General features: G+C 71.3%; 24 protein-coding genes and 1 rRNA gene. 18 read left to right on the top strand and 7 right to left on the bottom strand.

The features are described 5' to 3' along the window. A 5S ribosomal RNA gene (rrf, locus tag ACIA5G_RS35645) occupies positions 1–92 on the top strand; the annotation flags it as partial. Positions 93–213: 121 nt separating this feature from the next. On the opposite strand, the gene ACIA5G_RS35640 is transcribed toward rrf, so the two are convergent. Then, positions 214–1,887: a hypothetical protein gene (locus ACIA5G_RS35640; RefSeq protein WP_395931330.1), complete on the bottom strand. Its 1,674-nt coding sequence runs from the start codon at positions 1,885–1,887 to the stop codon at positions 214–216. On the opposite strand from ACIA5G_RS35640, the gene ACIA5G_RS35635 reads away from it, so the two are divergent. From ACIA5G_RS35635 to ACIA5G_RS35605, 7 genes are all read left to right on the top strand, one after another. After that, positions 1,855–2,553 (top strand): hypothetical protein, encoded by a 699-nt coding sequence (locus tag ACIA5G_RS35635; RefSeq protein WP_395931328.1) that lies wholly within the window; start codon positions 1,855–1,857, stop codon positions 2,551–2,553. The genes ACIA5G_RS35640 and ACIA5G_RS35635 overlap by 33 nt on opposite strands. Next, entirely contained in the window at positions 2,546–3,517 is a 972-nt protein-coding gene (locus ACIA5G_RS35630) for an HAD-IIA family hydrolase (RefSeq protein WP_395931326.1), read from the top strand. The genes ACIA5G_RS35635 and ACIA5G_RS35630 overlap by 8 nt, the downstream gene beginning before the upstream one ends. Before the next feature lie 17 nt (positions 3,518–3,534). Then, complete coding sequence (locus ACIA5G_RS35625; RefSeq protein WP_395931324.1) at positions 3,535–3,732, top strand: hypothetical protein; 198 nt, start codon at positions 3,535–3,537, stop codon at positions 3,730–3,732. A 5-nt stretch (positions 3,733–3,737) separates the two neighbouring features. Further along, positions 3,738–4,565 (top strand): TlyA family RNA methyltransferase, encoded by an 828-nt coding sequence (locus ACIA5G_RS35620; RefSeq protein ID WP_395931322.1) that lies wholly within the window; start codon positions 3,738–3,740, stop codon positions 4,563–4,565. Further along, a complete protein-coding gene (locus tag ACIA5G_RS35615; protein WP_395931320.1) occupies positions 4,562–5,488 on the top strand; it encodes an NAD kinase in 927 nt (308 codons plus the stop codon). Before ACIA5G_RS35620 ends, ACIA5G_RS35615 begins: the two co-directional genes overlap by 4 nt. A gap of 90 nt (positions 5,489–5,578) precedes the next feature. Further along, positions 5,579–7,357, top strand: coding sequence for a DNA repair protein RecN (gene recN, locus ACIA5G_RS35610; protein ID WP_395931318.1), 1,779 nt, complete (start codon positions 5,579–5,581; stop codon positions 7,355–7,357). A 15-nt stretch (positions 7,358–7,372) separates the two neighbouring features. Then, positions 7,373–8,038, top strand: coding sequence for a hypothetical protein (locus ACIA5G_RS35605; RefSeq protein ID WP_395931316.1), 666 nt, complete (start codon positions 7,373–7,375; stop codon positions 8,036–8,038). Here ACIA5G_RS35605 and ACIA5G_RS35600 read toward each other — a convergent pair. After that, on the bottom strand, positions 7,998–8,459 hold the full coding sequence (locus ACIA5G_RS35600; protein ID WP_395931314.1) for a MarR family winged helix-turn-helix transcriptional regulator: 462 nt from the start codon (positions 8,457–8,459) through the stop codon (positions 7,998–8,000). The two genes, ACIA5G_RS35605 and ACIA5G_RS35600, sit on opposite strands and share 41 nt — an antisense overlap. A gap of 66 nt (positions 8,460–8,525) precedes the next feature. Between ACIA5G_RS35600 and ACIA5G_RS35595 the strand changes: the two genes are divergently transcribed. The 4 genes from ACIA5G_RS35595 (at position 8,526) to ACIA5G_RS35580 (ending at position 12,910) form a co-directional block, all read left to right on the top strand. Continuing rightward, on the top strand, positions 8,526–9,518 hold the full coding sequence (locus ACIA5G_RS35595; protein ID WP_395931312.1) for a zinc-binding alcohol dehydrogenase family protein: 993 nt from the start codon (positions 8,526–8,528) through the stop codon (positions 9,516–9,518). Next, positions 9,515–10,690: a DUF1266 domain-containing protein gene (locus ACIA5G_RS35590; RefSeq protein WP_395931310.1), complete on the top strand. Its 1,176-nt coding sequence runs from the start codon at positions 9,515–9,517 to the stop codon at positions 10,688–10,690. Before ACIA5G_RS35595 ends, ACIA5G_RS35590 begins: the two co-directional genes overlap by 4 nt. A gap of 88 nt (positions 10,691–10,778) precedes the next feature. After that, the gene (steA, locus tag ACIA5G_RS35585) at positions 10,779–11,963 is read left to right on the top strand and encodes a putative cytokinetic ring protein SteA (RefSeq protein WP_395931308.1); all 1,185 of its coding nucleotides are present in this window, start codon (positions 10,779–10,781) and stop codon (positions 11,961–11,963) included. Then, a complete protein-coding gene (locus tag ACIA5G_RS35580) occupies positions 11,960–12,910 on the top strand; it encodes a copper transporter (protein ID WP_395931306.1) in 951 nt (316 codons plus the stop codon). Before steA ends, ACIA5G_RS35580 begins: the two co-directional genes overlap by 4 nt. Positions 12,911–12,914: 4 nt before the next feature. Here the strand turns inward: ACIA5G_RS35580 and ACIA5G_RS35575 are convergent, their stop codons facing one another. The 3 genes from ACIA5G_RS35575 to ACIA5G_RS35565 all read right to left on the bottom strand — a co-directional run bounded on the left by ACIA5G_RS35575 (position 12,915) and on the right by ACIA5G_RS35565 (position 16,409). After that, entirely contained in the window at positions 12,915–14,186 is a 1,272-nt protein-coding gene (locus ACIA5G_RS35575; protein ID WP_395931304.1) for an alginate lyase family protein, read from the bottom strand. Between the two features lie 97 nt (positions 14,187–14,283). Continuing rightward, positions 14,284–14,991 carry an aspartate/glutamate racemase family protein gene (locus tag ACIA5G_RS35570; RefSeq protein ID WP_395931302.1) on the bottom strand — a complete coding sequence of 236 codons (708 nt, stop codon included), beginning with the start codon at positions 14,989–14,991 and terminating at the stop codon, positions 14,284–14,286. Beyond that, positions 14,988–16,409 carry an NCS1 family nucleobase:cation symporter-1 gene (locus ACIA5G_RS35565; protein WP_395931300.1) on the bottom strand — a complete coding sequence of 474 codons (1,422 nt, stop codon included), beginning with the start codon at positions 16,407–16,409 and terminating at the stop codon, positions 14,988–14,990. Before ACIA5G_RS35565 ends, ACIA5G_RS35570 begins: the two co-directional genes overlap by 4 nt. Positions 16,410–16,558: 149 nt before the next feature. Between ACIA5G_RS35565 and ACIA5G_RS35560 the strand changes: the two genes are divergently transcribed. Continuing rightward, a complete protein-coding gene (locus ACIA5G_RS35560; protein WP_395931298.1) occupies positions 16,559–17,242 on the top strand; it encodes a GntR family transcriptional regulator in 684 nt (227 codons plus the stop codon). Here the strand turns inward: ACIA5G_RS35560 and ACIA5G_RS35555 are convergent. Beyond that, entirely contained in the window at positions 17,212–17,832 is a 621-nt protein-coding gene (locus ACIA5G_RS35555) for a DJ-1/PfpI family protein (RefSeq protein WP_395931296.1), read from the bottom strand. The genes ACIA5G_RS35560 and ACIA5G_RS35555 overlap by 31 nt on opposite strands. A 64-nt stretch (positions 17,833–17,896) precedes the next feature. Here ACIA5G_RS35555 and ACIA5G_RS35550 point away from each other — a divergent pair, with 64 nt between their 5' ends. From ACIA5G_RS35550 to ACIA5G_RS35535, 4 genes are all read left to right on the top strand, one after another. After that, positions 17,897–19,228 carry a PLP-dependent aminotransferase family protein gene (locus tag ACIA5G_RS35550; RefSeq protein WP_395931294.1) on the top strand — a complete coding sequence of 444 codons (1,332 nt, stop codon included), beginning with the start codon at positions 17,897–17,899 and terminating at the stop codon, positions 19,226–19,228. Between the two features lie 226 nt (positions 19,229–19,454). Next, on the top strand, positions 19,455–20,615 hold the full coding sequence (locus tag ACIA5G_RS35545; RefSeq protein ID WP_395931292.1) for an acyltransferase: 1,161 nt from the start codon (positions 19,455–19,457) through the stop codon (positions 20,613–20,615). 90 nt (positions 20,616–20,705) lie between these two features. Continuing rightward, positions 20,706–22,406, top strand: coding sequence for a CTP synthase (locus ACIA5G_RS35540; protein ID WP_395931290.1), 1,701 nt, complete (start codon positions 20,706–20,708; stop codon positions 22,404–22,406). After that, positions 22,403–23,032 (top strand): NUDIX domain-containing protein, encoded by a 630-nt coding sequence (locus tag ACIA5G_RS35535; protein WP_395931288.1) that lies wholly within the window; start codon positions 22,403–22,405, stop codon positions 23,030–23,032. Before ACIA5G_RS35540 ends, ACIA5G_RS35535 begins: the two co-directional genes overlap by 4 nt. Positions 23,033–23,098: 66 nt before the next feature. On the opposite strand, the gene ACIA5G_RS35530 is transcribed toward ACIA5G_RS35535, so the two are convergent. Beyond that, positions 23,099–23,626 carry a DUF1707 domain-containing protein gene (locus ACIA5G_RS35530; protein WP_395931286.1) on the bottom strand — a complete coding sequence of 176 codons (528 nt, stop codon included), beginning with the start codon at positions 23,624–23,626 and terminating at the stop codon, positions 23,099–23,101. 105 nt (positions 23,627–23,731) lie between these two features. Here ACIA5G_RS35530 and xerD point away from each other — a divergent pair, with 105 nt between their 5' ends. Beyond that, positions 23,732–24,634 (top strand): site-specific tyrosine recombinase XerD, encoded by a 903-nt coding sequence (gene xerD / locus ACIA5G_RS35525; RefSeq protein ID WP_395931364.1) that lies wholly within the window; start codon positions 23,732–23,734, stop codon positions 24,632–24,634. The last annotated feature ends 73 nt before the right edge of the window (positions 24,635–24,707 follow it).

Raw genomic sequence — 24,707 nt, 5'->3', positions numbered from 1 at the left:
CGCCCGGTCCCATTCCGAACCCGGAAGCTAAGCCTGATAGCGCCGATGGTACTGCAACCGAAGGGTTGTGGGAGAGTAGGACACCGCCGAACTTACCTTCCGTACGGCCCGTTAGGATAGCCAGTTGGCTGCCCTAGCGGGCCGTACGCGTATGTCCAGAACAAGATTTTTTCCATGGCAGGAGGCCAGGTGTCCGAGTTCGGTCGACGAGACTCAAGCGATGATGGGTCCGGCCGGTCGGCACGCCGGGACGAAGGCTCCCGGGGCCGGTCGGACGGACCCGGGGGAGACCGACGAGGTGCCGGCGGCGGCCGGCAGGACCGCGGCGGCCGCGACGGTGGGTACCAGGGCCGCCCTCGCCGTGACGACCGCGGGGTCCGCGGTGGCGGCAAGCCCTTCCGCGGTGCCGACGGTCCTCGCGACCAGCGCGGCGGATACGCAGGTCAGAGCCGTGACAGCGGTGGTAAGTCCGATGACCGCCGCAGCGGCGGTGGGTACGCCGGCCGTGACTCCGGCGGCCGATCGGGTGGTGGCAGCAGCCGGTACTCCGACGGGCCCGCCCGCTCCGGCGGTGGCCGTTACGAGGACCGCGGCGCCCGTTCCGGTGGCCGGCCCGAGAGCTCGGGCCGCGGTAACGACGACCGCGGCGGCCGGCCCGGTGGCGGCCGCCCCCAGGGCAAGTCGTCGTACGGCGACCGCAAGCCGCGCTGGGAGGACCGCAGCGGCTCCGGCCGTCGCGACGACGACCGCGGCGGCACTCGTTCGGGTGGTTTCCGCTCGGACGACCGCGGCGGCTACCAGCGCCGCGACGACGACCGTGGTGCTCGCACCGGTGGCTCCCGGTCGGACGACCGTGGCCGCGCCGGAAGTGACTCGCGGAACGACCGCGGCGGTTACCGTTCGGACGACCGCAATCGCGGCGGAAATGACTCGCGGGGTGACCGCGGCAGTTTCCGTTCGGACGATCGCGGGCGCAGCGGAAGTGACTCCCGCGGCGGTTATCGCTCGGATGACCGTAATCGTGGCGGAAATGACTCGCGGAATGACCGCGGTGGATTCCGTTCGGACGAACGTAACCGTGGCGGAAGCGACTCGCGTGGCAGCTACCAGCGTCGCGACGACGATCGTGGTCCCCGTACCGGCGGCTTCAAGCGTGATGACGACCGCAACCGTGGCGGAAGCGATTCTCGTGGCAGCTACCAGCGTCGCGACGATGACCGTCCCCGTACCGGCGGTTACAAGCGTGATGACGACCGCAACCGTGGCGGAAGCGACTCGCGTGGCGGCTACCAGCGCCGTGACGATGACCGTGGCCCCCGCACGGGCGGCTTCAAGCGTGATGACGACCGCAACCGCGGTGGGAACGACTCGCGTGGCAGCTACCAGCGCCGCGATGACGACCGTGGCCCCCGCACCGGCGGTTACAAGCGTGACGACGACCGTGGTCCCCGTACCGGTGGCTTCAAGCGTGACGACGACCGGCGTCCCGCCCGTCGTGACGACTCCAGCAGCTTCAAGCGCCGTGACGACAGCCGCGACAACCAGGGTGAGCGTTCCAGCAGCGGCTACCGCGACTCGGACAAGCGCGACAGCACCTCGAGTGACAGCCGCCCCGCGGCTCGGGACTACGACCGCAAGGACCGTCGGGACGACCGGCCGCGTCGTGACCCGCGGCCCCGGGTCGGTGGCCCGCTCGACGACGAGGCCCTCGCCAAGGAGCTCCTCGAAGCGCCCGAGCTGCCCGAGGACATCGAGTACTCGGACCTCGACGAAGAGGTCCGCCGCGAGCTGCGGACGCTGCCGAAGGGGCTCGCGGAGACCGTCGGGAAGCACCTGGTCGCGGCCGGTGGCCTGATGGACAGCGACCCCGAAGCCGCGCTCGAGCACGCCAAGTACGCGAAGGCCAAGGCCTCCCGTGTCCCGATCGTGCGCGAGGCGCTGGGCCTGGTCGCCTACCACGCCGGCAACTGGTCGGAGGCGCTCTCGGAACTGCGGGCCGTCCGCCGGATGACCCGCAGCGACGACCACATCGCCATCATCGCCGACGCCGAGCGGGCGCTGGGCCGGCCCGAGCGGGCTCTCGACCTCGCGAAGGAAGCTGACACGGCGAAGCTGGCGAAGGCCACTCAGGTCGAGCTCGCGATCGTCGCCGCCGGTGCGCGGCGGGATCTCGGGCAGCTCGACGCCGCCGTCGTTTCGCTGCAGGGTGCCGACCTCAAGGCGGAGAAGCGCGACCCGTGGAGTGCGCGCCTCTTCTACGCCTACGCCGACAACCTCGCCGCCGCCGGGCGCGAGGACGAGGCCGTCCGGTGGTTCCTCAACTCGGCCGAGGCCGACGCCGAGGACGAGACCGACGCGGCCGAGCGCGCCGCCGAGCTGGCGAACGGGCCGGCGGACGCCGAGAAGGCCGCGGAGAAGGCAGCCGAAGCGAAGGTCGCGGAGCCGAAGGCCGCGGAGCCGGAGACCACCGAGAAGGTCGCCGAGCCGAAGGCCGTCGAGCAGGACGCAGAGAAGGCCGCCGAGGAGAAGGACACCGAAGCCACCGATGAGTGATGCCCTGCTCGCGGCCTACGACGCGGTCCTGTTCGACCTCGACGGCACCGTCTACCACGGCGCCCGGGTGATCCCGGGCGCCCCGGAGACCGTCCACGCGGCCCGCGAGCACGGCACACCGGTGCGCTTCGTGACGAACAACGCGTCCAAGGCGCCGGCTGAGGTCGTCGACCACCTCACCGAGCTCGGCATGCCCGCCGAGGCCGGTGAGGTGCACACCAGCGCCCAGGCCGGGGTCGTGCTGCTGAAGGAGCGGCTCGAGCCCGGCGCCGAGGTCCTCGTCATCGGCACCGGGTCGCTGGCTGCCGAGGTCGCCGGAGCCGGGCTGAAGCCGGTGCGGGAGAACGGCGACGGCGTCAAGGCGGTCGTGCAGGGGCACTCGCCCGACAACACCTGGGCCGCGCTGGCCGAAGCCTGCCTGGCCATCCGCGCGGGTGCGCTGTGGGTGGCGTGCAACGTCGACGCCACGCTCCCCAGCGAGCGTGGCCTGCTGCCCGGCAACGGCTCGATGGTCGCCGCGCTGCGCACCGCCACCGACGTCGAACCGCTGGTCGCCGGGAAGCCGGAGCCACTGCTGTTCGAGACGGCGGCGAAGTCGGCCGGTGCGGAGCATCCACTCGTGGTCGGTGACCGGCTGGACACCGACATCGCCGGCGCGGTCGCCGCGGGCATCGACTCCCTCGTTGTGCTCTCCGGGGTCGCGACGCCGAAACAGCTGATCGAAGCCATCCCGGCCGAGCGCGGCACCTACCTCGCGGCGGACCTCACCGCGCTCACCGAAGCGGCCGAAGACCTGAAGATCGGGCCCCGTCCCGGCTGGACGGTCCGCGTGGAAAACGACGCGCTCGTCGCGGACGGTGAGGGTGACGACCTGGACCTGCTGCGTGCCCTGTGCCACGTGGCCTGGGAGTCCGGCGTCACGAAGGTCGCCGGAGCCGCCGAGGCGCGGCTCGGCCTGTCCTGACTGATACCGTTTGTGACGTGCAGGATCACCCGTACCCCGTCCCGGGCCCCCCGCCCGGTTCGTTCTCGCAGCAGACCGACCCGCGGGCCGGCATCGAAGAAGCCGTCGCCGGCCTGGACGACCTGGACGCGTTGCCGCTCGGTGAGCACGTCGAGCGCTTCGAGGCCGTGCACACCGAGCTGACGGTCGCCCTGTCCAGCATCGACAAGGTCTGACCGGCGTGCCCAAGCGGGCCCGCCTCGACGCGGAACTGGTTCGGCGCGGCCTCGCGCGGTCGCGCGAGCAAGCGTCGGCCCTGATCACCGGCGGCAAGGTCACCGTGCGCGGCATGGTGGCGACCAAACCCGCCACCGGCGTGGAGTCCGGCGCGCCGATCGTCGTGAAGGACGAGGACGACCCCGGCTGGGCCTCGCGCGGCGCGCACAAGCTGCTCGGCGCGCTCGAAGCGTTCACCGGCCTGAGCGTCGAGGGCAAGCGCTGCCTCGACGCCGGCGCGTCCACCGGCGGCTTCACCGACGTCCTGCTGAGGAACGGCGCCGCGACCGTGCTCGCCGCCGACGTCGGCCGCGGGCTGCTCGACTGGCGGATCCGCACCGACGAACGTGTAGTGGTCATGGACCGCACCAATGTTCGCAACCTGACTCCCGAAGACCTCGGCGGTCAGGTCGACCTCGTCGTCGGCGACCTCTCGTTCATCTCGCTCAAGATCGTGCTGCCCGCGCTCGCCGCCTGCGCACGCGAAGGCGCCGACCTGGTGCCGATGGTGAAACCGCAGTTCGAGGTGGGCAAGGACCGCCTCGGCAGCGGGGGTGTCGTGCGCGACCCCGAGCTGCGTGCCGAATCCGTGCTCGGTGTTCTCGACGAGGCCGCAAAACTGGGGCTCGCGCTGCGCGGGGTGACCGCCAGCCCGCTGCCCGGGCCGTCCGGGAACGTCGAGTACTTCGTCTGGCTGAAGAAAGAACACGTGGCCGAGTCCACTGTGGACGCGGTAGACAGGTCTGAGGCCGAGCGGCTCGTCCGAACCGCCGTCGAGGAAGGGCCCGCATGACCACCGAACGTGAAGTTCTCCTCATGGTGCACCCCGATCGTGAAGCGACGGGTGAGGCCGCACGCGAGGTCTCGGCGCGCTTCGCCAAGGCCGGCATCCGGATCCGGGTGATCGAGGAGGACGTCTGCGCGCTGATCAACCCCGACGAGCACGGGGTCGGCGCGACCTGCACCGTCGTGGGCCCGGACGAGAACCCCGCCGCGGGCGTCGAGCTGGTCTTCGTCCTCGGCGGTGACGGCACCCTGCTGCGCGCGGCCGAGCTGGCCCGCCCGGCCGGGGTGCCGGTGCTCGGCGTGAACCTCGGCCGTGTCGGCTTCCTCGCCGAGGCCGACTCGGACGCGCTGGCCGACACCGTGCAGCGGGTCGTCGACGGCGACTACCAGGTCGAAGAGCGGATGACCATCGACGTCACGGTCACCGACGGCGGCACCGAGCTCGCCCGCACCTGGGCGCTCAACGAAGCCAGCGTCGAGAAGAGCACGCGCGAGCGGGTCTTGGACGCGCTGATCGAGGTCGACGGCCGGCCGGTGTCCGCCTTCGGCTGCGACGGTGTGCTGTGCGCCACACCGACCGGTTCGACGGCGTACGCGTTTTCGGCGGGCGGCCCGATCATCTGGCCGGACGTCCAGGCGCTGCTGGTGGTGCCGAGCAACGCGCACGCGATGTTCGCGCGGCCGCTGGTCGTCTCGCGGAACTCGGTGATCACCGTCGGGATCGACCCCGACGGCTCGTCCGCCGTCCTGACCTGCGACGGCGGCCGGCTCATCGAGCTGCCGCCGGGCGCCCGCGTGCGCGTGACGTGCGGCAAGACCCCCGTCCGGCTGGTCCGGCTGTGGGACGGCCCGTTCACCGACCGGCTGGTGCAGAAGTTCTCGCTCCCGGTGAAGAGCTGGCGCGAGCGGCACGCGCGCCCCTGCGAGTAGAGACCGCTCGCCGATTCGTTCGAACATATCGGCGACTCGCCGGGGTCCCGCGCGCGCAGAGTGTCGGTGGGGGCCGCTACGGTAGGCGGCGTGCTGGCCGAGATGCGCATCCAGGGCCTCGGAGTCATCGAGGACGCCCTGCTGGAACTGCACGCGGGCTTCACCGTTGTCACCGGTGAGACGGGTGCGGGAAAGACCATGGTCGTCACCGGGCTGCACCTGCTGTCCGGGGGCCGGGCCGAGGTGTCCAAGGTCCGGACGGGGATGCTCAAGGCGTTCGTGGAAGGACGGTTCACCTACTCGGGCGTCGAAGGCGCCGAACGGATCGTCACCGATTCGGGTGCGGACGTGGACGAAGACGGCAGCGTGATCGCGCTGCGCGCGGTCGCCGTCGACGGGCGGTCCCGGGCCCACCTGGGCGGCCGGTCCGTGCCGGTCGGCGTGCTCGCGGAGCTGTCCGAACAGCTGATCGCGGTGCACGGGCAGAACGACCAGCTGCGGCTGCTGCGGCCCGCCGAGCAGCGCGCGGTCATCGACCGGTTCGCCGGCGACTCGGTCGCGAAGCCGTTGCGCGCGTACCAGGAGATCCGCTCCGAGTGGCTGGCGGTGATCGCCGAGCTGACCGAGCGCTCGACCCGCTCGCGGGAGCTGGCCCAGCAGGCCGACCTGCTCAAGCACGGGCTCACCGAGATCGACGCCGTCGCGCCGGAACCGGGCGAGGACGTCGAGCTCACCGCCCAGATCAAGCGGCTCGCAGCGGTCGACGAGTTGCGCGCTACCGCGACCGAAGCGCACGTCGCAGTGTCGGGTTCGCTGGACGGCGACCCGGACGTCCCGAGCGCGGCCGGCCTGGTTTCTGAGGCGCTGCGGCGGCTCTCGACGTCCGAAGACGCCGTGCTGCGCGAGCTGGCGCCGCGGCTGGAGGAGGCGTCGGTGCTGTTGGCCGATGTCGGGGCTGAGCTCGGCAGTTACGTCGAGACGCTGGACGCCGACCCGGCGTTGCTGGAGAAGGTCCTGGCGCGCCAGGGTGACCTCAAGCGGCTGACCCGCAAGTATGCGGCGGACGTCGAGGGTGTGCTTGCCTGGGCCGACGACGCCCGGCGCCGCCTGGAATCCATGGACACTTCGGAAGAGGCGCTGGCGGAGCTGGCCATGCGGCGCGACCAGCTCGCGGTGCAGCTGGCCGCGCACGCCGTCGAGGTTTCGGCGGCCCGGGAAAAGGCCGCGGCCGAGCTGGCGGCGGAGATCACGCGGGAGCTGTCCGGGCTGGCGATGGGCCAGGCCGCGATCGAGGTGACGGTCGAGCAGCGCCCGGCCGAGCACGGCGACACCCACGCGCTGGTTCTCGACGGCCGCGCGGTGCACGCCGGCGCGGACGGCGTCGACGACGTCGAGCTGCTGCTGCGCGCGCACGACGGCGCGCCCCCGCTGCCGGTGCACAAGGCCGCGTCCGGCGGTGAGCTGTCGCGGGTGATGCTGGCGATCGAGGTGGTCCTCGCGCACGCGGACACGGTGCAGACGCTGGTGTTCGACGAGGTCGACGCCGGGGTCGGCGGCCGCGCGGCGATCGAGATCGGCCGCCGGCTGGCCCGGCTGGCGCGGACCCACCAGGTCCTGGTGGTCACGCACCTGCCGCAGGTCGCCGCGTTCGCCGACCAGCACCTGGTGGTGGACAAGGGGCACAGCGGCGGTGTCACGCGCAGTGGCGTGAAGAACCTGAGCCAGGCCGACCGGGTCAGCGAGCTGGCCCGGATGCTTGCCGGCATGGACAACGAGACGGGCCGCGCCCACGCCGAGGAGCTCCTCGCGACGGCGGAAAAGGACAAGGCCGACTTCGAGCCGAAACGCAAGCGGGCCAAGAAGAAGTAGCCGCGAAGGTGAGACGTGTCCCAGCTCGCCGACGAACCGAAGATCACGGACTGGCTGTCCGTGTGGTTCAGCCTGGGCTCCGCGGTCATCGCCCTGCTCGCGCTGATCGCCGCCGCGATCGCGGTGCGGGCGACCGTCGCGACCAACCGGACGCAGTCGGAGCAGCTGAGACGCCTGGAAGAGGCCGCCCGGCAGGACCGGGCCTCGAGGTTCGCGGTGTGGCTCGGTTCGGACCGCGCGGCCCGGCCTGAGGTCTTCTTCCGCAACGGCGCGCCGACACCGATGTACAACGTTGTCCTCCGGTTCACGCTGGACGGCGACGAGGCCTTTGTCCACACCGCGGGCACGGTGCCGCCCGCCGAGGAGCCGCGAGTGCTGCCGGACGTGACGGAAGGGCTGGCCGACGCCGTTCGGGCGCGGGCACTGGCCGACGTCGAACTCGAAGCTCTTCCTCCGCCGCCGGAGACCTCGGCGTTCGACTCCGACCTGCTCACGCCGCCCGAGTGGAAGAAGTACAAGCAGGTGACCGCGGCCATCGGCAGCCGCAACGCGACGATCGAACAGGCGGCGCTCGCCGAGTTCACCGCCGCCATGGAACTGGCGATCTCGGTGACCTTCAACGACGGGGAGAACTCCTGGCTCAGGACTCCGGACGGTCGCCTTCGTCCAGGTCCGCGGTGATCCGCCCGAACACCTCCGCGAGCATCCGCGCGTCCTCGCGGCTCAGCTGGTCGGCGAAGTACCGCTGCACCCCTCGCACGTGCGTGGGCCACGCCTTCTCCAGCGCCGCAAGACCTTCCGCGGTGAGCACGACCAGCGTCGACCGCCGGTTCGCCGGGTCCGGTTCGCGCCGCGCGTAGCCCGACTTTTCCAACCCGTCCACGATCCGCGTCAAGCCGCTCGGGCTGTGCACCAGCGCCGCGGCCAGGTCCTTCATGTGCAGCCGCCGCCCGGGCGCCTCGGACAGCTGGACCAGCGCGTCGTACGTGCGGTGCGACATGCCGTGCTCGGCCCGCAGCTCCGCGTCGAGCACCCGCAGCAGCAGCGCCGACGAGCGCAGGAAGCCCCGCCAGGCCGCGTCGTGGTCTCGGGACAAGCTCACTCCGGGAATAGTACTCGCGCGGACAGTTGTTGTGCGGACTGTTCGCTTGCGAAGAAAGGACTCAGGATGCGCGCGGTGGTACTCCGAGAACCCGGTCCCGTCGAGAACCTCGAGCTGACGGACCTCCCGCTGCCGGAGGTGAAGCCCGGCTGGGTGCGGATCGCGGTGAAGGCGTTCGGCCTCAACCGGTCCGAGCTGCACACCCGCCTCGGCCTGGCCGACGGCGTCACGTTCCCGCGGGTGCCCGGCATCGAGGCCGTCGGCGTGGTCGACGCGGACCCGGACGGGGAGCTCACGCCCGGGCAGCAGGTCGCCACGATGATGGGCGGGATGGGCCGCACCTTCGACGGCGGTTACGCCGAATACACGGTGGTCCCGAAGAAGCAGGTCATCCCGTTTCGCTCCGAGCTGCCCTGGGAGGTCATCGGGCAGGTCCCGGAGACGCTGCAGACCGCGTACGGCTCGCTCACCACCGGCCTCGACCTGCGTGCGGGCCAGACGCTGCTGATCCGCGGCGGAACCTCAGCGCTCGGCTTCGCCACGGCGGCGCTGGCGAAAGACCTCGGCGCCACGGTCTTCGCCACCACCCGGCAGGCGGATCGCTTGGACACGCTGGCCGAACACGGCGTCGACCACCCTCTCCTCGACGACGGCGACGTCGCGAAGCAGGTCCGGAAGATCCTCCCGGACGGCGTCGACGCGGCCCTCGAACTGGTCGGCACCCCGACCCTGCCCGACACCCTGAAAGCCACCCGTGTGCACGGCACCGTGTGCTTCACGGGCATGTTGTCCAATCAGTGGACGATCTCGAACTTCTATCCGATCGGATACCTTCCCGCCGGGGTGCGGTTGACCGCTTATGGTGGTGAGGCGGACGACCTGCCCGCCTCCGTCCTCCAGCGTCACCTCGACCGGATCGCCGCCGGCGAAGCGAGCCTCGGCCCGGCGAAGGTGTACTCGATGGCGGAGATCCGGCAGGCGCACGACGACCTGGAGCACAACCGGACGGCGGGCAAGCTCGTCGTGCTGACCGGCCGAGCGGAGGGAGCCGCCCCGTGATCCTGCCGCCGCCCGCCGACCTCGAGGCCCAGCTCGCCGCCGCGCGGCGGGACGGCGACCTCGACCGCTACCTCGGCCTGCTCGCCGGGGAGGAGCTGTTCGTCCCGATCCGGCGGGTGGACGCCGTGAGCATCCTCGACGAGCGTGCGGAGACCTTCCCGAACGTCTACTTCGAGACCGGCGGTGACGAGTTCCTGCAGGTCTTCACCCGCGGCGCGCTGCCCGACCTCGGCCCGGACGTGGTGGCGATGAGCGGCGCGCTGGACTGGGCGGTCGACGGGGTCGGGCGGCACGAGCGGGTCGTGTTCAACCGCGGCACACGGGGCGAGTGGCGGCTGCCGGGCGCGACGCTGCAGCCGTGGCTCGACGCGCACCTCGACGACGTGACGCCGCTGGAAGAGCAGGTCGAACGGCTGATCACCGCGCCGTACGGGCACCTCGAAGGGCCGATCGCGCACGCGCTCGCGTGCGGCGCGCACCTGGCGGTGCTCAACGCGGCGCCGTGGAACACCCTCGGCGCCCGCTACCACGACTTCGTCGCCGAGGTCCGGGGCCTGCGGGACTGGTGGGGTGTGCCCGACCCGCCCGGCTGGCGCGCCACCATGGCTGACCTGATCGGCGACGGCTACGCGCTGACGCCGGGCAACCTCGTGCTCATGCTGCGCCTGCGGTTCGCCGCCGAGTTCGGCCTGACCGGTGGTGAGTTCGACCCGCTGACCTGGGCGGAGCTCGTCGACCGCTGGTGTGCGGAGAACGACGCCGAGGACCAGGCCGACGAGCTGCGCCACACCGTCCGCCGGGTCTCCCGCTACGAACAGCGGTTCCGCGCCGACGGCCTGGTCGACGCGGACGGGTTCGTCACGACGGCGTTGTCGTGGGACGTCGGCCGCGCGGTCAACATCGCCCGCTGGGGCCTGGCGGCCGGGTACTGCGACGCGCTGACCGCCGAGCTGATGGTGCTCGAAGCCGGCTCGCTGGCGCGCCGCTACCACCAGTCATGGGCCGACCTGTCGGCGGGCTACGTCATGGGCCGGGTGCTGCACTCCGAGGACGACGAGTTCGGCGAGTGGTACCCGGCGGCCGTGCGGGTCCACCACCAGCTCCTTCAGGACCCGGGGAGCCCCTGGGTGAACCTCGATTTCGGCTCGCTGTCGGAGGAGTCGGAGGCCTGACCCGTGCGGGGGAGGTCACCACAACGAGTCACCCCGGCTACGGCGTGGCGAACGTCGTCCCACGAGCAAATTTGTCACCATCGGCCACATGAAGCTCACCGGCCTGCTCACGCGGAACCAAGAACCCCTCCCGGGGATCACCGGGGTCGCCCGGGTCGACCGCCGCACCCGGGAGCTGCTGCGCCGGATCAGTCCCGGCGACATCGTTGTGCTCGACCAGCTGGACCTCGACCGCCAGACGGCCGACGCCCTGGTCGAGGCCGAGGTCGCCGGCGTGGTCAACGCGTCGCCGTCGATCTCCGGCCGGTTCCCGAACCTGGGCCCCGAGATCCTGATCGCGGCCGGCGTCCCGCTGGTCGACTCGGTCGGCGGTGAGCTGCTGCGCTCGATCAAGGACGGCACGAAACTGCGGCTGCTCGACGGCGTCGTGTACGTCGGCGAGCGCCAGGTCGCCTCCGGCATCGAGCAGACCGCCGACAGCGTCGCGGACCAGATGATCGAGGCCAAGGCCGGGATGTCGACGCAGCTCGAGGCGTTCTCGGCCAACACCATCGAGTTCCTGCGCCGCGAGCGCACGCTGATCCTCGACGGGGTCGGCGTGCCGGAGCTGAAGGTCGCCCTGCGCGACCGGCACGTGCTGGTCGTCGCGGGCGGCAACGGGCACGCCGAAGACCTCAAGAAGCTCAAGAAGTACGTCGCCGAGCACCGGCCGGTGCTGATCGGCGTCGACGCCGGCGCCGACACCCTGCGCGTGCAGGGTTACCGGCCGGACGTCATCGTCGGCGACCCCACCGGCATCGGCACCGTCACCCTGCGCGGCGGCGGCGAGGTCGTGGTGCCCGCGCAGCCCGACGGGCACGCGCCCGGTGTCGAGCGGATCCAGGACCTCGGCATCGGCGCGGTGACGTTCCCCGCGACGGGCAACGCCGAAGACCTCGCGCTGCTGCTGGCCGACGCGCACGGCGCGAGCCTGGTCGTCACGGTCGGCTTCCAGGCCACCCTGCGCGAGTTCCTCGACCACGGCCGGTCCGGGTCGAACCCGTCGACGTTCCTGACCCGGCTGAAGCTCGGCACGAAGCTGGTCGACGGGAAGGCGGTGGCGACGCTGCACCGCAGCCGGGTGTCGATCGGCGCCGTCGTGCTGCTCGTGCTCGCCGCGGTCGTGGTGGTCGCCGCGGCCCTGCTGGTGTCCGACGTGGGCTCGGTCTACCTGGACTGGCTCCGGGACACCTGGAATTCGTTCGCCGGCTGGGTCAAGGGGCTCTTCACGTGATTTCGCTGCGGTACCACGTCGTTTCCATCGCATCGTGCTTCCTGGCGCTGGCCGTCGGGGTCGTGCTCGGTTCGACGGCGCTGAACGGCTCGCTGCTTTCGGGGCTGGCGGGGGAGAAGAAGGACCTGGGCAGCCAGGTCTCCGACCTCGAGGCGCAGCGCAACGCGCTCAACGCCCGGCTGGCCGACGCCGACGCGTTTGCCGGCTCGATGGGGCCGAAGGTCGTCGCCGGGGTGCTGGACAAGCGGTCGGTGGTGCTGGTGACCACCGAGGACGCGCGCCCGGCCGACCGGGACGCGCTCAAGCAGCTGATCGGCCAGGCCGGCGCGACCGTCACCGGCGAGGTGCAGCTGGCGGCCGCGTTCGCCGATCCCGACAAGGCCGACGAGCTCCGCGACGTCGTCACGCGGCTGCAGCCGGCCGGCTCGAAGTTCCCGACCGCGGGGGACTCCGGCACGCTCGCCGGCGCGCTGCTCGGTTCGGTGCTGCTGCTGGACAAGACCACGGCGAAGCCGCAGTCCTCGGGTGAGGAGCTGGCGGCGGCGATCGGCGGGCTCACCGACGGCGGTTTTGTGAAGGCAGGCGGCGAGGTCAAGCCGGGGCAGCTGGCGATCGTGCTCACCGGCGCGCAGGCGACCGGCGACGGCGCGGGTGACCGGGCGGCGACGATCGCGCGGTTCGCCACCCAGCTCGACCGCACCGGCGCGGGCGCCGTCCTGGCCGGTGACGCCGGTTCCGCCGACGGAACGGGCGCGCTGGGCGTCGTCCGCGCGGACACCTCGGCGACGTCGATCCTGTCCACTGTGGACAACGTCGACTCGTCGGCCGGGCGGGTGAGCACCGTGCTGGCGCTGAAGGAACAGCTCGACGGCGGCGCGGGCCGCTACGGCATCGCGGGCAACGCGCAGGCGTCCGCGCCGGGTGTCACCAACCCCGACGGCAACTGACCGCTCACTTCAGCGGCGGATCGAGCGGGAAGCAGGAAACCCGCACCGCCCACGTGTCACCCCCGGCCGGCAACGGCATCTGCTTGAGCGCGGCCGCCGCGGCCGTGTCACGGGCTTCGTCCGCCGCCGCGTGGAAGATGTCCGCCGCGATCGACTGGTCGAACACGCCGATCTGCTGGTGCGGCCAGGCTTCGGCGCCGTGCAGGGCGCCCGGGATCAGCTGGTCGACCACCTTCCGCAGCGTCACGCCGTTGGCCGCCCGGTACTTCCAGACGTCGACACCGAGGTTCTTCCCGACCTCCGCCATTCGGCCCCACGCCGTGAGGTTGAAGTTGACGTAGTGCCAGGACATCGTGCGTGAGAGTTCGAGCGGCTGGCTGCCGTCGGCGGCGAACTGCACCGGGAACCGCTTCTGCTCCGCGTCCACGACGATCTTCTTCGCCGCGTCCCGCTTGCCGAGGTACGCCGAGATCGTCGCGTTCTGCAGGTCGAGGAAGGTGCCGTGGTTGTTGGTGGCGGCCAGTTCCAGCTTCGCTTGCGGGCTCGTCTGCATCCAGTTGAGGTACTGCCCCAGCCACGCCTTAATGCCGGAGCGGTCCTGGCCGGTCCAGCCCGGAGCGCCGCCGTCGAGCAGCGCGAAGGCGTCGATCACCTGGCTGAACGACTGGGTCGAGTCGATGATCCCGGTGCCGCTGACCGTGTTCTTGCACGGGACGATCTGCGCGTAGGTCATGTTCGGGTTCATCTTGGTGGCCGGGTCGAGGAACCAGGTCCGGATGTCCAGCGCCGCCCGCTTCGCGTACTTCGCGTCTCCGGTGTAGTACCAGGCCATCGAGAGGTAGTAGATCGCGTCCCAGGCCACCATCCGGTAGGTGTGGTCGGTGATCGCGTCGGCCTCGGGGTTGCGCTGGCCGTCCCGGTTGACGTACGGGCAGCCCTGCGGGTTTTCCGGGGTCTTCGGCTGGCTGGCCCACTGGTAGGGCGCCTGGCTCAGGTAGTCGTGCTTGTCACCGCTCGGCGGCGCGGACGGTTTGTCCACGACCGACCAAGGGCCGGCGGTGAGCGCGGTGTTCGCCTTGTCCAGCAGCACTTTCAGTGCGTCCCGCTGCGGGGTCGACGCGTGACCGCTCCGGAGCGCTTGCTTGATCCCGGCGAGCTTGGCGCCGTCGGTGACGATGGTGTGCGGCGGGGAGGCCGCCACCGCCGTCCCGCTGATCGGGACCAGGACCAGACTCGCGGACACCGCCAGCGCGCCCAGCACGCGTAGCCTTCGCACCTTCGACCGCCCTTCGGGGACGCCAGGATCCCCACTCGTCACCGGGCGGCGGTACGGCAGTGGCGGTGGGGATTCTCGCCGGGCGGTGCGGCGGGTGTCAATGCGGCCAGGTGCGCTTCTTGTCCAGCGGCCGGGCGTACGACCCCGCCCGGCTGGTTTTCAGGCCCAGCCCGACGAGTGACTCGGCGAGCCGGACGGCGGCGGCGACACCGTCGATCACCGGGATGTCCAGCATCGTCGCGATCCTGCGGTCGAGGCCGGTCATCCCGGCGCAGCCCAGCACGAGCACCTCCGCCCCGGCGTCACGGGCGCGGCGGCCGGCGGTCAGCAGCGCCGACTCCGTCCGGCGCTCGTCGGTCAGCTCCAGCACGCCGAGCCCGGCGCCGGTGACCGTGACGCAGTTCTGCGCAACACCGGCGGAATGCAGGCTGTCCTCGATCAGCCCGCACGTCCGGTCCAAAGTGGTCACGACGCCGTAGCGCCGGCCGAGCAGGCACGCGAGGTGCGCGGCGGCTTCGGTGATGTCGACGACCGGCACGTCCAGCAGCTCGCGCGCGCCCTCGCGGCCGTGCTCGCCGAACCCGGCGAGCACCACGGCGTCGAACGGTTCTTCCAAGCCCCGCAACAGATCGAGCACCGCGGCGGCCGAGAGGAAGCTGTCCAGCCAGCCCTCGGCCGACTCCGGACCCCACTTCGGTGTCCGGGCGAGGATCTCGGTGCCCGGGCTGGCCGCGGCCCGGGCACCGGCCTCGATCTCCTTCGTCATCGCCTCGGTGGTGTTGCAGTTGGTGACGACGATCCTCATCGGTGCTTCCTCGAAACCACGAAGTACAGGGCCGCGGACGACGCCGTGCCGATGAACCACGAGTACGGCGCGGCCGGGGCGAAGAACGGCACCAGCGCGATCACCGCGGCCAGCGCGGCGGTCGGGAAGAACGTCACGAGCGCCCGAGGGTTCACCCGGGGGTAGATCCCGCCGTCGACGAACAGTTGCGCGACGTCGACCTTGCCGCGCCGGATCAGGTAGTAGTCGACGATCATGATCCCGAACAGCGGCCCGAGGAACGCGCCGAGCCCACCGAGGAAGTAGTTGACGACCGCCGGCGACGAGTACAGCTTCCACGGCAGCACGCACAACGCGGCGACGGCGCTGATCATCCCGCCGATGGTGAACGTGATCCGCTTCGGCCAGATGTTTGCCAGATCGTAGGCGGGGGAGACGAAGTTCGCGACGATGTTCACGCCCATGGTGGCGATGGCGAAGGTCAGCGCGCCGATGATGAGCACCGGCGTGTTGTGCACCTTGGCCAGCAGCTCGGCCGGGTCGGTGATGGCCTCGCCGAACACCTGCATGCTGCCCGCGGTGACGACGACCGACAGCAGCGCGAACGCCGTCGAGTTGATCGGCAGGCCCCAGAAGTTGCCGCGCCGCACGGTCTTCTGGTCCGGTGCGTTGCGGGAGAAGTCGCAGAAGTTGAGCATCAGCGTGCCGTAGGTGGCCAGGATCAGCCCGGCCGCGCCGAACCACTGCCGGATCTGCTCACCCGTCGAGAGCTGTTTCGGGCTGGTGGTGAACGAGATGTTCCAGTGGCCGGCGGCGAGGATCCACACCGCGAGGGCGATCATCACGACCCAGATCGCCGGGCCGCACCAGTCCTGGAACTTGCGGATCGACTCCATGCCGCGGGTCAAGATCAGCGCCTGGGCTGCCCACAGCGCGATGAAACAGATCCAGCCGAGCGCGTGCAGGCCGAGGAAACCGTGTTCGGTCAACGGTTTCAGGCCGGGGTCGATGGTGAGCACGAGCAGCGTGATGGCCACGCTCGCGAGGTAGGTCTGGATGCCGTACCAGAAGATCGCGATGATCGCGCGGATCAGGGCGGGCAGGTTGGCGCCGAAGGTGCCGAAGCTGATCCGCGCGACAACCGGGAACGGGACGCCGGTGCGCTGCCCGATCCGGCCCATCAGGTTCATGCCGACGTAGATGATCACGAAGCCGAACAGCAGGGCGGTGAACACCTGCCAGGCCGACAGGCCGAGCACGAACAGCCCGGCCGCGAAGGTGTAGTTGCCGAGGTTGTGCACGTCGGACATCCACAGCGCGAAGATGTCGTAGACCTTCCACCGGCGGTCCTTCGCGGGGGCGAGGTCTTCGTTCCAGAGCCGGGGATCCGGCGGCGCGGTCGTCTCTTGCTGGGAATCGGTGAGCGGGGCGGCGGTCATGCGGGCCTCCGATCGACGTGCAGCGACGGCGATTTGGGATACCAAAATTTGGCATCCCAAATATCACCCCGATGTCCGCCCCCGTCAACCCTCCGGTCGTTAAACTCGGGTTACAGAAGGTTGCGTGACCTTCCGTGAGAGGGGAGTCGGTGACGACGGCGAGCGAACGGCAGCCCCTCGCGGCCACCCGGCAGCGGGTGCGCGACGAGCTGCGCGAACGGATCCTGACCGGCCGCCTGCGCCCGGGTGACCGGCTGGTCGAGCGCGAGCTGGCCGAGGACCTCGGCGTGTCCAGGGTGCCGGTCCGCGAGGCCATCCGCAGCCTCGAGGCCGAAGGCTTCCTGGTCGAACAGTCGGCACGCCGGATCGTCGTCCGGCAGCTGGCGCGCGTCGACGTCGAGGAGCTGTTCGACGTCCGCGAAGCGCTGGAGGGGCTCGCCGCGGGGCGCGCTGCCGAGCGGGCGGGCGCGCCGGAGCTGAAGCGGCTCGAGCGGATGCTCGCCGACGCCGCCCGCGCCACGGCCCGCGGCGACGCAGCCAAGATCACCGTGCTCAACTCGCGCTTCCACGACGAGATCGTGGCCATCGCGGGCAACACGCTCCTGACCACGATGCTGCAGCCCCTGCAGGGCAGGCTCCGCTGGTTGACCAGCCAGAACGAGCACTGGACCGAGCTGCTCGACGAGCACCGCCGGCTCCACGACGCGATCGCGTCGGGGGACGCTGAGCGCGCGCACGCCGAAGCCGTCGAGCACGTGCGGGTCAACCGCGAGGTGACCCTGAAGTCCCTCTTCGGCGACGATCAGGCGGAGATCGCGGCCGGCTCGAGGTAGGGCGTGACGTTGCGCAGGGCCCGCTCGACGTAGTCGTCCTTCTCCCCGACGGGCGCGACGTAGTGCATGGCGTGCTCCGCGGCTTCGAGGCCGTGGAGCCGGGCGAGGACCCACGTCGCGAGGTAGGTCGAGGCCAGGCAGCCGCCGGCGGTGGCGAGCTCACCGCGGGCGAAGAACGGCTGGTTCAGCACCTCGACACCGGCCGCGAGGACCCACGGCTTCGTCGTCAGGTCGGTGCACGCGGGCACGTCGGCGAGCAGCCCGAGCTTGGCCAGCACGAGCGTGCCGGAGCACTGCGCGGCGAGCAGCTGCCGGGCGGGGTCGAGCCGCGCCAGGGTGGTCATGATCGCCGGGTCCTCGACGACTTCGCGGGTCTTCGAGCCGCTGCCGACGATCACGGCGTCGGCCGTGCACGCCTCTTCGAGCCCGATCGTCGCCTCGATCGTGACGCCGTTCATCGACGTCACCCGCGGTGTCGGGCTCGCGATCGACACCCGCCAGCCGGGCTCCTTGACGCGGTTCAGGACGCCCAGGGCGATGAGCGAGTCGAGTTCGTTGTAACCGTCGAAGGTCAGGATCGCGGTGTGCATGGCGGTCACGCTAGGACGGCCGATCCAGGACAGTCCACAAATTGTCCTGCCTACAATCGGATGCGTGCGGGAGCCGAAGTACAAGGTCGTCGTGGACGCGTTCGCGGCGAAGATCCGCGACGGGCGCTGGCCGGCCGGCACGCGGCTGCCCACGCACCGCCGGCTGGCCGCCGACGAGGGCATCGCCGTGGTGACCGCCTCCCGCGTCTACGCCGAGCTCGAAGCGATGGGGCTGGTCAGCTGCGAACAGGGGCGGGGCACGTTCGTCCGCGACCTGGCTGCCGGTGACGGCGCCGACGAACGGGCGGTCGCAGCCGACGCCGTCGACCTCAGCTTCAATTCGCCCTCGATCCCCGGCCAGGCCGACCTCCTGCGCCAGGCGCTGCGGGACCTCGCCACGGCCGGGGACCTCGACGCGCTGCTGCGCTACCAGCCGCACCGCGGGCGCGCGGAGGACCGGGCCGCGGTCGCGCGGCACCTGCGGCGGCGGGGTCTGGCCGTCGGCCGCGAGCGCGTGCTGATCGTCGACGGCGCCCAGCACGGCCTCGCGGTGACGGCGATGGCCCTGTTCCGGCCGGGTGACGTCGTCGCGGTGGACGCCGTCACCTACCCCGGGTTCCGGGTGCTCGCACGCACGCTCGGGCTGGAGCTCGCGCCGGTGCCCGTGACCGCCGACGGGCCCGACCTCGACGCGTTCGACCGGCTGTGCCGCCGTCGCCGGGTCCGCGCGGTCTACACGATGCCGACGATGCACAACCCGCTCGGCTGGGTGCTCTCCACCGAGCAGCGCACGCGGCTCGCCGAGATCGCCCGGCAGCACGGCGTGACGATCGTCGAGGACGCCTCCTACGCCTACCTCGTCACCGACGCGCCGCCGCCGCTGGCAGCGCTCGCGCCGGAGTGCACGGTCTACGTGTCGGGGTTGTCGAAGAGTGTGGCGACCGGGCTGCGGGTCGGGTTCGCCGCCGCGCCGGTCGAGCTCGTCCCGGCCCTCGAGACCGCCATCCGGGCCACGACCTGGAACACCCCGGCCCTGACCGCGGCCATCGCGCGCCGGTGGCTCGACGACGGTACCGTCGACCGCTTGGAGGCGGACAAGCGCGTGGACGCCCGGCGGCGGCAGGCGCTCGCCTCGGAGGTGCTCGCCGGGCTTCCCTGGATCGGGCACCCGGCGTCGTACTTCCGGTGGCTGCCGCTGGCGCGGGACTCCCGCCCGGACCGGATCGTGGCGGCACTGGCGCGGCGGCGGGTCGCGGTCTCCACGGCGGAACCGTTCGCCACCACGCCGGCCGTGCCGCAGGCGCTCCGGCTGGCCCTCGGTTCGGTCGGTCCGGCGGAACTACGCGGCGCACTCGAAGCGGTCCGGGAGGAGGCCGATCGGGACGCTCACCGCTGATCGGAGCGGCCGGCCGGGTGATGACGAAGGTCACGCTCGGTACCGGAAGGCTCACGTATTAACATGATCCACGGCTCCCCGCTCCCTGAGCGGAAGTGGCATATCCGACAGCCCGATGGGGCCCGGCCAACAGGCGCTTCCCAGTGCCTTCATGGGAAATTCACAGAATGGGTGGCAAGTCTGACAACGTGAACCACGCCGACGACGGTGCCGGAACGGCGGCACGATGACGACTGCCCAGGCCACTCTCGAAGCTCCCGCCCGGCCCACGAGACCGGGTGGGAAAGCGCCGTACCTGCACCAGATCGACCTGTTCCGGCTGGTCACCTTCGCGTGCGTGATCCTCATCCACGTCGTGGGCGCGACCAACTTCGCGCAGGACGTCGGCGCCAACGCCGTCGAGACACCGCTGCACTTCACGCGTGAGGCGTTCTTCGCGCTGACCGGGTTCGTGCTGGTCTTCCAGAACCGCGGCCGCGAGATCACCCCCGGCGACTTCTGGCGGCGCCGGCTGCCGCTGGTGGCGACGCCGTACCTGGCCTGGACGATGTTCTTCTGGGCGTTCTCGCTGGTGACCGGCACGCAGCAGCCGGGCTCGCTCGAGGCGTCGATGCGCTTGCTGCTGAAGGACCTGGTGACCGGCGGCGCCTGGTATCACCTGTACTTCCTGCTCGTGACGATGCAGGTGTACCTGCTGTTCCCGCTGCTGATGAAGCTGCTGCGGGCGACCGAGGGCAAGCACAAGTGGCTGTTGCTCGGCAGCGGGCTGGTGCAGGTCGGCGTGACGCTGTTCATGACCTACCAGCCGCTGGGCGTCAGCTACGAGACGATCACCCACCTGTACGCCACGATCCTGCCGTACCAGTTCTACACACTGTTCGGCGCCGTGGTGGCCATGCACTTCGAGACGGTGCACGCCTGGGCGGGCCGGCACCGGCTGCTGCTCGGCGGCGCGGTCGTGGTGGTGCTGGCCGGCACCGAGTGGTACTACCTCCGGACCGTCCACAGTGGAACGTTCCCGCAGGTGGCCAGCGACCCGTTCCAGCCGTACCTGATCCCGTGGTTCCTCACGGTCATCGCGGCGATCTACGCGTTCAGCACGCGGTGGGCGGCCCGCCGCCGCGAAGGCAGCCGCGGTGCCCGGGTGGTCTCGTGGGCGGCGAACCGCTCGTTCAGCGTCTTCCTCGTCCACCCGCTCGCGCTGGCCCTGCTCGGCCCGGTGATCCCGCACGTCGCGGAGCGCTTCGGCGCGCCGTGGCTGAGCGCGGTGATCTACGTGGCCACGATCGCCCTGACGATCGTGATGGTCGAGGTCCTGCGGCGCCTCCCGGGCAGCCGGGCGCTCACCGGGCGGCCGCGGCTCAGCGTCGTGAAGGCGGCGGCCTGACCTCACCCGGGCGGGTGGTCGAAGCCACAAAAGACAGTTCGGGCATGTCAGATCGAGCGGATCCGCGGTCTTGGGATATGCTGGCGGCCCGTGGGACTTCAGTCGCGGGCTACCAAGTACGTATTTGTCACCGGAGGCGTCGCCTCCTCTCTGGGTAAGGGACTCACGGCTTCGAGCCTGGGACAACTCCTTACCGCGCGCGGGCTTCGCGTCACGATGCAGAAGCTCGATCCGTACCTCAACGTCGACCCCGGGACGATGAACCCGTTCCAGCACGGTGAGGTGTTCGTCACCGACGACGGCGCCGAGACCGACCTCGACATCGGGCACTACGAGCGCTTCCTCGACCGCGACCTCGACGGCAAGGCCAACGTCACGACCGGTCAGGTCTACTCCGAAGTGATCGCCAAGGAGCGCCGCGGCGAATACCTCGGCGACACGGTGCAGGTCATCCCGCACATCACCGACGAGATCAAGTCGCGGATCACCGCGGCCGCCGGGCCCGACGAGTCCGGCCAGGCGCCGGACGTCATCATCACCGAGGTCGGCGGCACGGTCGGCGACATCGAGTCGCTGCCCTTCCTCGAGGCGTGCCGCCAGGTCCGCCACGACGTCGGCCGCGACCACTGCTTCTTCCTGCACGTCTCGCTGGTGCCGTACCTGGCGCCGTCGGGCGAGCTCAAGACGAAGCCGACCCAGCACTCGGTCGCCGCGCTGCGCAACATCGGCATCCAGCCCGACGCGCTGGTCTGCCGGGCCGACCGGGAGATCCCCGAGGACCTCAAGCGCAAGATCGGCCTGATGTGCGACGTCGACACCGAGGCCGTCATCGCCTGCCCGGACGCGCGGTCGATCTACGACATCCCGAAGGTGCTGCACGGCGAGGCGCTGGACGCCTACGTCGTCCGCCGCCTCGGGCTGCCGTTCCGCGACGTCGACTGGACGGTGTGGGGCGACCTGCTCGACCGGGTGCACAACCCGAGCGAGGTCGTGAAGATCGCGGTCGTCGGCAAGTACATCGACCTGCCGGACGCCTACCTGTCGGTGACCGAGGCGCTGCGGGCGGGCGGGTTCGCCCACCGCGCCAAGGTCGAGATCGTCTGGGTCGCCTCCGACGACGCGCAGACCGCGTCCGGGGCCGCCTCCGTGCTGTCCGATGTGGACGGTGTGCTGATCCCGGGCGGGTTCGGCATCCGCGGCATCGAGGGCAAGGTGGGCGCGATCGAGTATGCCCGCACCCGCGGTGTCCCGCTGCTCGGGCTGTGCCTCGGCCTGCAGTGCATGGTCATCGAGGCCGCGCGGCACCTGGCCGGCATCACCGACGCCGGGTCGTCGGAGTTCGACGAGAACACCCAGCACCCGGTGATCTCGACGATGGCCGACCAGCGCGACGTCGTCGCGGGTGAGCGGGACATGGGCGGCACGATGCGGCTGGGCGCCTACCCGGCGAAGCTCAAGGCGGGCTCGCAGGTCGCGAAGGCGTACGGCACCACCGACGTGTCCGAGCGGCACCGGCACCGCTACGAGGTGAACAACGCCTATCGCAAGCAGCTCACCGACGCCGGCCTGGTGTTCTCCGGCACGTCGCCGGACGACCGCCTGGTCGAGTTCGTCGAGCTGCCCGCCGACAAGCACCCGTTCTTCGTCGGCACCCAGGCGCACCCGGAGCTCAAGAGCCGCCCGACCCGGCCGCACCCGCTGTTCAGCGCGTTCGTCAAGGCCGTGGTGGACCGCAAGGTCGCCGAGCGGCTGCCGGTCGAGCTGCCCGAAGCCCCCGTGGCGGCCCGGTGACCGCGCCGGGCGAGCACGAGTTCACCGTCGCTTCCAGCCGTGACGTCCACATCGGACGCGTGGTCGGCCTGCGGATCGACGACGTCGTGATGCCGGGCGGGGAGACCGCGGTCCGCGAGGTGATCGAGCACCTCGGCGCGGTCGCGATCGTCGCGCTGGACGACGAGCAGCAGGTCACGCTCATCCACCAGTACCGGCACCCGATCGGGCACCGGCTGTGGGAGCTGCCGGCGGGCCTGATCGACCACCTCGGCGAGGACCCGGTCGGCACGGCCAAGCGTGAGCTCGTCGAAGAGGCCGGCCTGGCCGCCGCGGACTGGGTGACCCTGGTCGACGTCGCGGCGTCACCCGGCTTCACCGACGAGGTCGTGCGGGTCTTCCTGGCCCGCGGACTGTCCGATGTGGATCGTGACGTGCTCGGCGAGGAGGAGGCGGACCTCGTCATCCGCAAGTTCCCGCTCGCCGAAGCGGTGCGGATGGCCCTCGCGGGCGAGCTGGTCAACGGCGCCACGGTGTCGGGGGTGCTGGCCGCGCACGCGGTCGTCAGCGGCGCGGCCCCGGCCCGCCCGGCCGACGCGCCGTGGGACGACCGCCCGACGGCGTTCGCCGAGCGCAAGGAAGCCTGAGCCCGAGCGCCCCAAGGCGGCCTTGGTTGCGTCTGACGCACCGAAGGCCGCCTTGGGGCGCTTTGGTCAGGGGCGCAGCGGGCGGCCTTCGGCGTCGAGACCGCCCTTGGCCAGCAGCATGACGCCGTCGATGATCGGCCAGATCATGCCGAGCCCGCCGGTGACCAGGCAGACGAACAGCATCAGGAAGCCGAGCCCGATCTGGCCGGTGTAGAACCGGCCGACGCCGAACGGCAGCACGATCTGCAGCACCCCGGCCACCGTCCTCGACCGGTACGAATACGGCACCGGCATCGGCGGCGCGTACGGCACCGGCAGGGGCACCGACATCGACATGGGCGTCGACATCGGCAGGGGCATCGGTGGCGGCGCGGCGTACATCGGCGTCAACGGTGGCCCGAAGAACCCCGGGTGCGGCTGCGGCAGGTCGTGGAACAACGGCCGCAGGTCGCCCAGGGTCGTCGCCGCGTAGGCGTCCGTCACGCGTGTTTCGTACTCGTCCGGGGTGATGCGGCCCATGCCGAAGTGGTCGGCGAGCAGCCTCGCCGCCTCTTCCCGCTCGGCCGTGCCGATCCGGAGCTGGTCCGACTCCATGAATCCAAGGTAACCGCGGGAAGCTGAGAACGGGGTTTCTCCCGGGTCACGGTGCTCGCACGGCCTAAGGTGTCCCGCGTGGCAGTCGCGGGCAGCACGGCCGACGTGATCGCCGCGTACCTCGACCACCTGGTCGTCGAACGCGGGACCGCGCGCAACACCCTGGACAGCTACGCCCGTGACCTGCGCCGGTACGCCGCGCACCTGGACGGCGCCGGGGTCGCGAAGATCGTCGACGTCACCTCCGCGCACGTCACGTCCTTCGGCGCCGCCCTGCGGGAAGGCGACGACGAGCACCAGCCGCTCGCCGCGTCCTCAGCCGCCCGGGCGCTGGTCGCCGTGCGGGGCCTGCACAAGTTCGCCCACGCCGAAGGCCTCACCGAGCACAACCCGGCCCGCGAGGTCCGGCCGCCGACCCCGGCGAAGCGGCTGCCCAAGGCGCTCCCGGTCGACGACGTGCTGCGGCTGCTGGAGACCCCGCCGCCGGACGGCGAGCGCCCGCTGCGCGACCGGGCGCTGCTGGAAGTGCTCTACTCCACCGGCGCCCGGATCTCCGAGGCCGTCGGGCTGGACGTCGACGACGTCGACGACGTCGAACGCACCGTGCTGCTCGACGGCAAGGGCGGCAAGCAGCGGCTGGTGCCGATCGGGCGCCCCGCGCTCGCCGCGTTGCACGCCTACACCGTCCGCGCCCGGCCGGCGCTCGCCGCCCGCGGCCGGGGCACCGCCGCGCTGTTCCTCAACGCCCGCGGCAGCAGGCTTTCGCGGCAAAGCGCGTGGCAGGTCCTCAAGGACACGGCCGAACGGGCGGGGATCGCCGCCGCGGTCTCGCCGCACACCCTCCGCCACTCCTTCGCCACGCACCTGCTCGAGGGCGGCGCGGACGTCCGGGTCGTCCAGGAACTGCTCGGCCACGCCTCGGTGACCACGACGCAGGTGTACACGCTGGTCACGGTCAACACCCTGCGCGAGGTGTACGCCACGGCGCATCCGCGAGCACTGGGCTAGACGGCCGTATAGAGCCTCAACAGCCTTCCTAACCTGGACCGACGGTCGAGTGACATTGCCCCCTCGGGTCCGG

The organism is Amycolatopsis sp. NPDC051758, from assembly GCF_044453095.1.
Taxonomy (GTDB): Bacteria; Actinomycetota; Actinomycetes; order Mycobacteriales; family Pseudonocardiaceae; genus Amycolatopsis.
The sequence above is the reverse complement of the archived record's forward strand: the minus strand, read 5'-3'. Positions and strand labels throughout refer to the sequence as shown.

Coding starts and splice junctions, on each gene's coding strand:
- ACIA5G_RS35565 (WP_395931300.1), bottom strand. CDS start 16,409: ATGACCGCCGCCCCGCTCACCGATTCCCAGCAAGAGACGACCGCGCCG.
- ACIA5G_RS35545 (WP_395931292.1), top strand. CDS start 19,455: ATGACGACTGCCCAGGCCACTCTCGAAGCTCCCGCCCGGCCCACGAGA.
- ACIA5G_RS35530 (WP_395931286.1), bottom strand. CDS start 23,626: ATGGAGTCGGACCAGCTCCGGATCGGCACGGCCGAGCGGGAAGAGGCG.
- ACIA5G_RS35595 (WP_395931312.1), top strand. CDS start 8,526: ATGCGCGCGGTGGTACTCCGAGAACCCGGTCCCGTCGAGAACCTCGAG.
- steA (WP_395931308.1), top strand. CDS start 10,779: ATGAAGCTCACCGGCCTGCTCACGCGGAACCAAGAACCCCTCCCGGGG.
- ACIA5G_RS35555 (WP_395931296.1), bottom strand. CDS start 17,832: ATGCACACCGCGATCCTGACCTTCGACGGTTACAACGAACTCGACTCG.
- ACIA5G_RS35630 (WP_395931326.1), top strand. CDS start 2,546: ATGAGTGATGCCCTGCTCGCGGCCTACGACGCGGTCCTGTTCGACCTC.
- ACIA5G_RS35615 (WP_395931320.1), top strand. CDS start 4,562: ATGACCACCGAACGTGAAGTTCTCCTCATGGTGCACCCCGATCGTGAA.
- ACIA5G_RS35635 (WP_395931328.1), top strand. CDS start 1,855: ATGGACAGCGACCCCGAAGCCGCGCTCGAGCACGCCAAGTACGCGAAG.
- ACIA5G_RS35570 (WP_395931302.1), bottom strand. CDS start 14,991: ATGAGGATCGTCGTCACCAACTGCAACACCACCGAGGCGATGACGAAG.